Annotated in this window: 8 protein-coding genes and 1 pseudogene; 3 read left to right on the forward strand and 6 right to left on the reverse strand. The window is 71.6% G+C overall.

Annotation, left to right across the window (positions count from 1 at the left end; all coding sequences use genetic code 11):
- The first annotated feature begins 86 nt into the window (after positions 1-86).
- Positions 87-1,253 (forward strand): PQQ-dependent sugar dehydrogenase, encoded by a 1,167-nt coding sequence (locus tag AC1DU4_RS25465; RefSeq protein ID WP_477844630.1) that lies wholly within the window; start codon positions 87-89, stop codon positions 1,251-1,253.
- A 230-nt stretch (positions 1,254-1,483) separates the two neighbouring features.
- Here the strand turns inward: AC1DU4_RS25465 and AC1DU4_RS25470 are convergent, their stop codons facing one another.
- On the reverse strand, positions 1,484-2,047 hold the full coding sequence (locus AC1DU4_RS25470; RefSeq protein ID WP_477844632.1) for a dihydrofolate reductase family protein: 564 nt from the start codon (positions 2,045-2,047) through the stop codon (positions 1,484-1,486).
- Between the two features lie 241 nt (positions 2,048-2,288).
- Here AC1DU4_RS25470 and AC1DU4_RS25475 point away from each other — a divergent pair.
- Positions 2,289-2,393: pseudogene (locus tag AC1DU4_RS25475) on the forward strand (integrase core domain-containing protein); the annotation flags it as partial.
- A gap of 118 nt (positions 2,394-2,511) precedes the next feature.
- Here AC1DU4_RS25475 and AC1DU4_RS25480 read toward each other — a convergent pair.
- From AC1DU4_RS25480 to AC1DU4_RS25500, 5 genes are all read right to left on the reverse strand, one after another.
- Positions 2,512-3,726 carry a cation:proton antiporter gene (locus AC1DU4_RS25480; protein WP_477844634.1) on the reverse strand — a complete coding sequence of 405 codons (1,215 nt, stop codon included), beginning with the start codon at positions 3,724-3,726 and terminating at the stop codon, positions 2,512-2,514.
- A 91-nt stretch (positions 3,727-3,817) separates the two neighbouring features.
- On the reverse strand, positions 3,818-5,338 hold the full coding sequence (gene gatB, locus AC1DU4_RS25485; protein ID WP_477844636.1) for an Asp-tRNA(Asn)/Glu-tRNA(Gln) amidotransferase subunit GatB: 1,521 nt from the start codon (positions 5,336-5,338) through the stop codon (positions 3,818-3,820).
- A 57-nt stretch (positions 5,339-5,395) separates the two neighbouring features.
- Entirely contained in the window at positions 5,396-6,427 is a 1,032-nt protein-coding gene (locus AC1DU4_RS25490) for a 6-phosphofructokinase (protein ID WP_477844638.1), read from the reverse strand.
- A gap of 88 nt (positions 6,428-6,515) precedes the next feature.
- Positions 6,516-7,178, reverse strand: a complete 663-nt coding sequence (locus tag AC1DU4_RS25495; protein WP_477844640.1) for a response regulator — start codon at positions 7,176-7,178, stop codon at positions 6,516-6,518.
- A 9-nt stretch (positions 7,179-7,187) separates the two neighbouring features.
- The gene (locus AC1DU4_RS25500; protein ID WP_477844644.1) at positions 7,188-8,417 is read right to left on the reverse strand and encodes a sensor histidine kinase; all 1,230 of its coding nucleotides are present in this window, start codon (positions 8,415-8,417) and stop codon (positions 7,188-7,190) included.
- Between the two features lie 208 nt (positions 8,418-8,625).
- Here AC1DU4_RS25500 and AC1DU4_RS25505 point away from each other — a divergent pair.
- Positions 8,626-9,278 (forward strand): hypothetical protein (locus AC1DU4_RS25505; protein WP_477844642.1); only part of this gene is annotated, 653 nt, incomplete at its 3' end.

The following is a 9,278-nucleotide window of genomic DNA, read 5'->3' on the forward strand; positions in this document are numbered from 1 at the left end:
GACAGGGTAGAGCGCGCGGGCAGCCCGCGGTGCATGACGAGGGTCGGCGCGCCGCACCGGCCGTCACTTCCGTACCGTTCGAAGGCATGGGAGTCTCACGCGGACGGCCGTCGACTGCGGCACTGGCACTGCGTCGCACCGCAGCGACGACACTGATCGGGCTGTCCGTCGTCGGCTGCGCGAAGTTCGACGACACCGCGTCGACCCCGTTCACCCCGGTGCCGACCTTCGCGCCCGGCGGCGACACTGCGCCCGGCCGGCCGGCGCCGACCGCCGAGAGCCCCGCCCCGAGCACCTCCCCGCGGCCGCTGGCCCCGTGCGAGGACGCGGACCCGTCCGTCGTCGCGACCTGCCTCGACACCACCGGCAGCCTGACGATGCTGCCCGACGGCCAGTCCGCACTGGTCACCGAGCGGCGCACCGGCCGGATCCTGCGCGTCGCCCCCGGCCAACCTCCCGCCGAGGTCGCCCGGCTCGATGTGGACGGTTCCGCCGACGGCGGCCTGCTCGACGTGGCCCTGTCCCCCACCTATGCGGAGGACAACCTGCTCTACGCGTACGTGAGCACGTCGTTCGACAACCGGGTGGTCCGGATCGCGCCCGGGGACCTGCCCAAGGAGGTGCTCACCGGGATTCCGCGCGGCCCGGTCGGCAACACCGGCGCACTCGCCTTCAGCTCACCGAGCGAACTCCTGGTGTTGACCGGTGACGCCGGGAACCCTGCTGCCGCAACAGATCCCGACTCCCTGGCCGGCAAGCTGCTGCGGGTCACCACGCTGGGGCCGGCCCCCGTCACCGGGCCGTCCGCCCCCCGCGTCGCGCTCTCCGGTCTCGGCACCGCGGGCGACGTCTGTGTGGACCCGCACGGCGGCGCCATCTGGGTGACCGACCGGACCCCGCTCGAGGACCGGCTGCAGCGGATCACCGCGGACGGCGCGTCCGGGGTGCCGGTGTGGTCGTGGCCGGACCGGCCGGGCGTCGCGGGATGCGTCGCCGGCGGCGCCGCGGTCGCGGTGTCGCTGAGCGACGCCAACGCACTCGCCGTGCTGACGCTGGACTCGCAGACCGGCGCGGTGACGGCGGCACCGTCACTGGTGGCGAAGGACAAGTACGGGAAGCTGCGCGGCGCCGGACTCGGCGGCCAGGACCAGATCTGGGTGTCCACCGAGAACAAGACCGACGGTCAGCCCGGCCCGACCGACGACCGGGTGGTCCGGATCGACGCCCCGCTCGGCGGCGGCGGCTTCGACTAGCGCGCGCCGAGTGTGCACCTACGGGTGCATCGCCCGAGAGCGCTCGCCGAGGATCGCACGCTCGGCTAGGTGTGTTCTCTCCGGAGGTTGTTGACACGAGTTCCCGCCGCGGCGCGGGCTTGTTCGAGTGCTGTGGCTGGGTGCAGAACTTCCTGGAACCAATTCCGCGATCAAGCCCGTGGGGCCATCACTGCCCTCGTCACTTCGTTGGCCGTGTGGAGGAAACGCGCTCAGCGCCTCGTCTCGTACCTGGTCAGAACCACCCCGCCGGGAAACGTCCGCGTCTCCACCAGGTTCATGTTCACCCAGCTGTCCAGCGCGGTGAAGAACGGCGTGCCGCCGCCCACCAGGACCGGATGGGTCACGATCGTGTACTCGTCGATCAGCCCGGCCCGCATGGCCGCCCCGGCGAGCGTTGCACCACCAACCCTGATCGGCCCGCCGTCCTCAGCCTTGAGCCGGGTGATCTCCGCGACCGCGTCGCCGGTGACCAGGCGGGTGTTCCAGTCGACCTTCTCCATCGCCGAGGAGAACACCACCTTCGGCGTGTCCCGCCAGTTCCGCGCGAACTCGATCTCCGCCGGGGTGGCATTGGGCTGCTGGTCGCCGGTCGGCCAGTAGGAACTCATGGCCTCCCACAGCTTGCGCCCATACAGCAACAGGCCGATCGCCCGCTCCTGTTCGAGCCACCACTGAAACAGCTCGTCGCTCGGCCCGCTCCACCCGAGGTCGTCGCCGGGCGCGGCGATGTAGCCATCCAGTGTCAGGTTCATGCCGTAGATCAGTTTCCGCATCGCGCCATGCCTCCCGTCAGCCGGTCTCGGAAGTTTAGACCGGTTCAGCGCACGAAACTGATCGGTGCGCGATCCGGCTCGCAGGTAGTCCTCGCACTCGCGGCACAGCGTCGCCTACGCGGACCGAGATCACCACCAGACGAACATCCCTCGGATGCTCTAGGGAGCGCCGGCCGACACGCACGCCCGACGGCATCGAAGAGATGGTGATCCAGTTGCGCGTGGCTGAGAGGTGGGGTCCAGCGACGAAGAGCGCACCGCCGCGCTCGCGGACTTCCTCAACACGTACAACCACGAGCGGCCCCACAGCGCGCTGGGGAACGAGCCTCCGGCCAGTCGGGTGCCGATCACGACGTACCGCCTTGCACCGCAGTCGGGGAACCTCGCTACGCCCCGGACAGAAGGGCTCGGCTACGAGCCCACGTTGTTCGATCTGCTGTAAACAACCTCATGAGATGGAACAGCTAGGGGACGCGCTCGACCGGCGCCGGCGACGGCGTCGGCTTCGGGCCGAGCAGCGACGCGGTCAACGGCAGCACCAGCACGGTGATCGCGCCCGCCGCGACGAGGATCGAGGCGTTGGACTCGGTCATCTGACCGGCGTTCACGGCGACCTCCGTCACCGCGACGATCAGCGGCAGCCCGGTCGCGGCATACAGCGCCACCTGACCCCGCTCGCGCACGGTCGGCGGCGGATCCTCGAGGTCCGGGCCCCGGTCGAATCGTTCGGCGAAGAACACCGGCAGCCCGCGCACCAGCAGGATCAGCACCAGGAACGCGAGCAGGACGCCCGGCGCGGCCGCGACGGCCTTGACGTCGATCGCCATGCCCGAGGTGACGAAGAAGATCGGGATGAGCAGCCCGAAGGCCAGCCCGTCCAGCTTCGCCTCCAGCTTCTCGTCCCCCGCGGGCCTCGCCCGGCGCAGGATGAAGCCCGCCGCGAAGGCGCCGAGGATGATGTCGAGGTCGAAGATGGTCGCGACCGCGATCAGCGTGACCAGCAGCAGCATCGTCAACCGCACGGTCGTCTGCGCCGTGGTCTCGGAGCCGAGCCGGATGATCGAGGCCAGCTTCGAGCCCTCGCGGCGCAGGCCCGCCGGGATGAACCCGACTCCTACCGCCGCCGCCGCGAACGCCGCCAGCACGACCAGCGATGCGCCCGCACCCCGTGAGCTCAGCAGGATCGCCATCGCGATCACCGGGCCGAGCTCGCCGAAGGCGCCGTGGTTGAGAACGGTTCGGCCCAGGCGGGTTCCGAGCATGCCGCTGTCCTTGAGGATCGGCAGCAGCGTGCCGAGCGCCGTGGAGGTCAGGGCGATGGCCACCGCGATCTCCGCGTCGATCGCGCCGGTCAGGCCGAGCAACCCGATCACCACGAAGGCCAGCACCAGGCAGGACAGCCAGGTGATCAGCGCCCGACGCCCACCGCGACCGGTCAGCTCGCTGGTGTTGATCTCGTAGCCGGCGAGCAGGAACAGCATGCCGAGGCCGAGCTCACGGAGCAGGTCGATCTCGCTGCCCACGACGGCGAGGTCGAGAACGTGCGGACCGACGACGACGCCCGCGATCAGCAGCAGCACCACCTCCGGCACCAGCTTGCGCGGGACCAGCCCCGCCAGTAGCGGCGCGACCACCGCGCAGAGGGCTATCCAGAAAAGTGAGGCACTGACCGAGGGCATCTGCTGATTCTGCTGTGCGGATCGCCCGTTACGCGCGAAGGCCCGCGCCGTGTCGGCGCGGGCCTTCGATCAGGTCCCCTTCGAGCAAGACCTAGGAGCAGGCCGCGATGACCATGTCCTTGACCTGAGCCGGGTCGGCCTGGCCGCGGGTGGCCTTCATGACGTCGCCGACGATCTTGCCCGCCGCGGCGACCTTGCCGGAACGGATCTTCTCGGCGATGTCCGGGTTGGCGGCGAGCGCGGCGTCGACCGCGGCCTGCAGCGCCGAGTCGTCGCGCATGACGGCGAGTTCCCGCTTGGCGACGACCTCGTCCGGCTCGCCCTCGCCGGCGAGCACACCGTCGACGGCCTGCCGGGCCTGCTTGTTCGCGAGGGTGCCGTCGGCGACGAGCGCGATGACCCGCGCGAGCTGCGCCGGGGTGATCGGCAGCTCGGCCAGCTCGACGCCACGGGTGTTCGCCTGCTGCGAGAGGTAGGCCACCCACCAGGACCGCGCCGCGTCGGCGGGCGCGCCGGCCTCGGTGGTCGCGATGACCAGGTCGAGCGCGCCGGAGTTCACCAGGTCGCGCATCTCCTCGTCCGAGAGACCCCAGTCGGCCTGGATGCGGGCGCGGCGGATCCACGGCAGCTCGGGCAGCGTGCCGCGCAGCTCCTCGACCCACTCGGCGCTCGGAGCGACGGGCTCGAGGTCCGGCTCCGGGAAGTAGCGGTAGTCCTCGGCGGTCTCCTTGCGACGGCCGGCGGAGGTGGTGCCGTCGGCCTCCTGGAAGTGCCGGGTCTCCTGGATGACCTCGCCGCCGGCGCTGAGGACGGCGCCCTGACGACGCATCTCGTAGCGGACGGCCACCTCGACGCTCTTGAGCGAGTTGACGTTCTTGGTCTCGGTGCGGGTGCCGAGCTCCTTGGCGCCGATCGGCATCAGCGAGATGTTGGCGTCGCAGCGCATCGAGCCCTGGTCCATCCGGACGTCGGAGACGTCGAGCGCCTTGAGCAGGTCGCGCAGCGCGGTGACGTAGGCGCGGGCCACCTCGGGCGCGCGTTCGCCGGCACCGGAGATGGTCTTGGTGACGATCTCCACCAGCGGGACGCCGGCGCGGTTGTAGTCGAGCAGCGAGTGGCTGGCGCCGTGGATCCGGCCGGTGGCGCCGCCGACGTGCAGCGACTTGCCGGTGTCCTCCTCCATGTGCGCGCGTTCGATCTCGACGCRCCAGGTGGTGCCGTCGTCGAGCACCACGTCGAGGTAGCCGTCGGTGGCGATCGGCTCGTCGTACTGCGAGATCTGGTAGTTCTTCGGCTGATCCGGGTAGAAGTAGTTCTTCCGGGCGAACCGGCCCCACGGGGTGATCGAGCAGTTCAGCGCCAGCCCGATCCGGATCGCGGACTCCACCGCGGACGCGTTGACCACCGGCATCGAGCCGGGCAGGCCCAGGCACACCGGGCACACCTGGGTGTTGGGCTCGGCACCGAACGCGGTCGGGCAACCGCAGAACATCTTGGTCGCGGTGTGCAGTTCGACGTGCACCTCCATGCCCATGACAGGCTCGAAACGCGCGAGCACCTCGTCGTAGTCGAGAAGGTCTGTCGTGGTCGCCACCTGGCCGGCTGCAGTCATGGCCACAAGTTTATGCGGCGCGTCCCGACAGCAGGAGGTCGGCCACCGGTGGCCGCGTCAGCCGAAGATGATGCGCATCTCCTGATAGCGGTGTTCGGGCACCGACTTGTGGTCGACGAGCGCCTCGTCGAACCCGACCCGGACGATCTCCGTCCCGTGCAACGCGACCATGTGGCCCCACTGTCCGTCGGCGACCAGGTCGGTCACGGCCATCCCGAGCCGGGTCGCGAGGACCCGGTCGAAGGCGGTGGGGACGCCGCCCCGCTGGATGTGCCCGAGCACCGTCGCCCGCGTCTCGATGCCCGTGCGCTCCTGGATCATCGGGGCCAGCACCTCGGCGATCCCCCCGAGCCGCGGCCGGTCGAACCCGTCGAGACCCTTGGTCGAGTGCGCCTGCGCCATGCCGGGCAGGGTGAAGCCCTCCGCGACCACCACCATCGGGGACCGGCCGCGGTCCCGGACGCTGGTCACCCACTCGCAGATCTGCTCGATGGACTCGGGATGCTCCGGGATCAAGATGGCGTGCGCGCCGCCGGCCGTCCCCGAGTGCAGTGCGATCCACCCGGCATTGCGCCCCATCACCTCGAGGACCATGCAGCGCTTGTGGGAGTTCCCCGTGGTGCGCAACCGGTCGATCGCCTCGGTGGCGATCTCGACGGCGGTGTCGAAGCCGAAGGTGTAGTCGGTCTGGTCGAGGTCGTTGTCGATGGTCTTCGGCACCCCGACGATCCTGATCCCGCCCTCGTGCAGGCGCTGGGACGCCGCGGCGGTGCCCTCGCCGCCGATCGCGACGACGGCGTCGACACCGAGCCTGTCGAGCGTCCGGGCGATGTTCTCCGCTCCCCCGTCCGGCCCCTGGAACGGTCCGAACCGGCTGGTCCCGAGGATGGTGCCGCCCTCGTGCGAGAGACCGCGGACACGAGGACGGTCGAGCGGGATCGCCTCCCCCTCGACCAGCCCTCGCCAGCCGTCGAGGAACCCGACGAACTCCTGCCCGTGCACGGTGGCGCCCTTGAGGACGGCCCCGCGGATCACCGCGTTGAGGCCGGGGCAGTCGCCGCCGCTGGTCAGAATGCCGATCGTCGTCATGGAGGTCCCCGTTCCCCGGGTGTGCGTGGATGTCTCTCCACCGCCATACTGCCCGCGACGCGGCGCTCGGGCATCCCGGGACGCGCCGTCAGCCGGGCGTGACCAGTCCGCTCTCGTACGCCAGCACCACCGCCTGGGCCCGGTCCCGCAGGTGCAGCTTGCCGAGCACCTTGCCGACGTGGGTCTTGACGGTCTGCTCGGCCACGAACAGCGACTCGGCGATCTCCCCGTTGGACAGCCCCCGCGCGATCAGCTCGAGCACCTCGCGCTCGCGTGGGGTCAGCGCGGCCAGCTTGGCCGGCTCGGGACGCGGGGCGGCGCGGCGGCTGGTGACGTCGGCGATCAGCCGCCGGGTGACGGTCGGCGCGAGCAGCGCCTCGCCCGCGGCCACCACCCGGACCGCCCGCACCAACTCCTCGGCGGGCGCGTCCTTGAGCATGAACCCGCTCGCCCCCACCCGCAGCGCCTGGTAGACGTAGTCGTCGATGTCGAAGGTGGTGAGCATCAGCACCCGGACCGGCGGGTCGAGCCGCGCCGACAGGATCCGTTCCGCGGCCTCGAGCCCGTTCATCTCCGGCATCCGCACGTCCATCAGCACCACGTCGGGCCGCAGCCGCAGCACCTCGTCGACGGCGACCTTCCCGTCGGGTGCGTCACCGACGACGGTGAGGTCGGGTTGCGCGGCGAGCAGGGCACCGAAGCCCTGCCGCACCATCGCCTGGTCGTCCGCAATGAACACCGTGATCGCCACCCGGCCAGCCTATGTCGGCTGGACGGGTCCGCCCGACACCTGCATCCCAAGGGCGGTCGGGATCCTCGCCCGGACCGCGAAACCTCCGCCGGCGCCGGCGCCGGCGCTGAGGATGCCGCCGACGGACGAGGCCCGCTCCCGCATCCCGGCGATGCCGTGCCCCCCGGACGAATGTGCCGTTGCACCACCCGAATTCGCGCCCCCGGCGGCCGCCGGTCCGGACGCGGCCCGGTCGTTGAGCACGTCGAGCACGGCCAGGTCGCCGTCGTGGCCGAGGGTGACGCGGACCGCAGCACCCGGCGCGTGCCGGGCCGCGTTCGACAGCGACTCCTGCAGGATCCGGTAGAGGGCGAGTGAGACGGAGTCCGGTATCGGGTCGGGCAGGCCGCCGTCGTCGACGGTGACGACCATGCCCGCCCGCCTGCTGCCCTCGACCAGTTCGCCGATGCGGTCGACTCCCGGCACCGGCGCGTGCTCGGCGAGTTGGCCGTCGCTGCGCAGCACCCCGAGCATGCCGCGGATCTCGTTGAGCGCGTCGCGCGCGGTGGCGCCGATCGACTCGAACTCCGCGCGGGCCACCGGGGAGACCCCCTCGATCCGGTACGGCGCGCTCTGCGCCTGCACCACCACCAGCGACATGTGGTGCGCGACCACGTCGTGCAGGTCCCGGGCGATCCGGGCCTTCTCCTCCAGGACGGCCCGGCGGGCCCGCTCGACCTCGTTGACCTCCTCCTGCCGCGCCAGCTCGCGCCGCGAGAGCACCAGCCAGCGGACCAGCAGCCCGAAGATCACCAACCCGGTGAGGCCGACCGCCCAGCCCCGGCCGTCCTGGCCGGGGGCGTGCGCCAGGAACAACAGCACCGTGGACACCCACGCGACGGCCACCACCTGCAGCGGCGACCGCATGCTCACCGCCACCAGGAGGGCCGTCAGCACCATCACGTGCACCACCTGCCACGGGAAGCCGTAGTCCGGGAACGGCTCGAACACGATCGGGATCACCAGCGCGGCACCAGCCGAGATCGCCCATCCCAGAGCGGGATTCGCCCGGATCAGCAGGAACGGCAGCGCGGCCAGTCCACCGATCACCGGCTGCACGCCCGCCGGTACGTGGTGCGTCACCTGCAGCGTCGGCCAGGCGATCGCGAACAGCACGAGGCCGACGAACACGACGAGTGCGTCCCACCGCTGGCCCGCGTCGAGCCGGCGCGGCCGCGCCCGGCCCGCCAACCGTCGCAACGCCTCGGCGTCGCCGGCCTTCTTGTCCCTGTTCTCTCCCACGCCCAGAACCCTAGGAAACCCGGCCCCGGAAGTCCTCACCCCACGGAGTGAGATCGGCCTGGCTCCACGGTACGAGACCGGGCCGCCGATCGTCCCCGGGCGGGAGTCCCGGAACCGCGCCACAGGGTGATGTGCCAGCGTACGGCGAATTTCTAGCGTTCTCGGCATGCGAAAAGCCACCTGGACAGTGCTGGCGGCGGCGGCCGTCTCGACCCTGGTCTCCGGCGTCCCCGTCACCGCCCACGCGGACTCCACCCGCGAGGACGCGGCGGCCGCCCGGGCCGTGCTCGCGTTGACGACGCAGGCACCCGACGCGGCCGTGGCCTCGATCCCGGACGGCTTCGCGGCCGCGGCCGGCTACCGGCCCACGACGGTCGACGGGATGCTGGTGAACCCGAACGGGGACTGCTCCTCGCCGGTCCCGCTGCCCGCCGAGTTCGACGCCTCCTGCCAGGCGCACGACCTGGGCTACGACCTGCTGCGCTACGCGGACGGCGCGGGCGCGCAGCTCGGCCCGTGGGCACGCAGAAGCCTTGACGCGCAGCTGGACCGGAGGATGCACGACGCCTGCTCGGCGCGGACCGACGAGACGGCTCGGGCGTCGTGCTTCGTGATGGCCAACGTCGCCACCACGGCGGTGACGTCGAACTCGTGGCGGCAGGGCTACGTGGCGCCGCGCCCGGAGCCGGTCACCGGCTACCTGCTGGCCGCGGGCGGCGGGCTCGCGGTGCTCGGCGGCGCGGTGGCGGCGGGCCGGCTGCGCCGCCGCGGCCTCGCACCCCGGCGCCTCCTGACGGACGCACCCCGGCACCTCGGCGC

It is taken from the genome of Rhodococcus sp. P4_F5 (genome assembly GCF_056401315.1).

What these genes read in the sequence shown, in the direction of transcription:
- AC1DU4_RS25480 (WP_477844634.1), bottom strand. Translation starts at nt 3,726, where the DNA reads ATGCCCTCGGTCAGTGCCTCACTTTTCTGGATAGCCCTCTGCGCGGTG.
- AC1DU4_RS25465 (WP_477844630.1), top strand. Translation starts at nt 87, where the DNA reads ATGGGAGTCTCACGCGGACGGCCGTCGACTGCGGCACTGGCACTGCGT.
- AC1DU4_RS25470 (WP_477844632.1), bottom strand. Translation starts at nt 2,047, where the DNA reads ATGCGGAAACTGATCTACGGCATGAACCTGACACTGGATGGCTACATC.
- AC1DU4_RS25490 (WP_477844638.1), bottom strand. Translation starts at nt 6,427, where the DNA reads ATGACGACGATCGGCATTCTGACCAGCGGCGGCGACTGCCCCGGCCTC.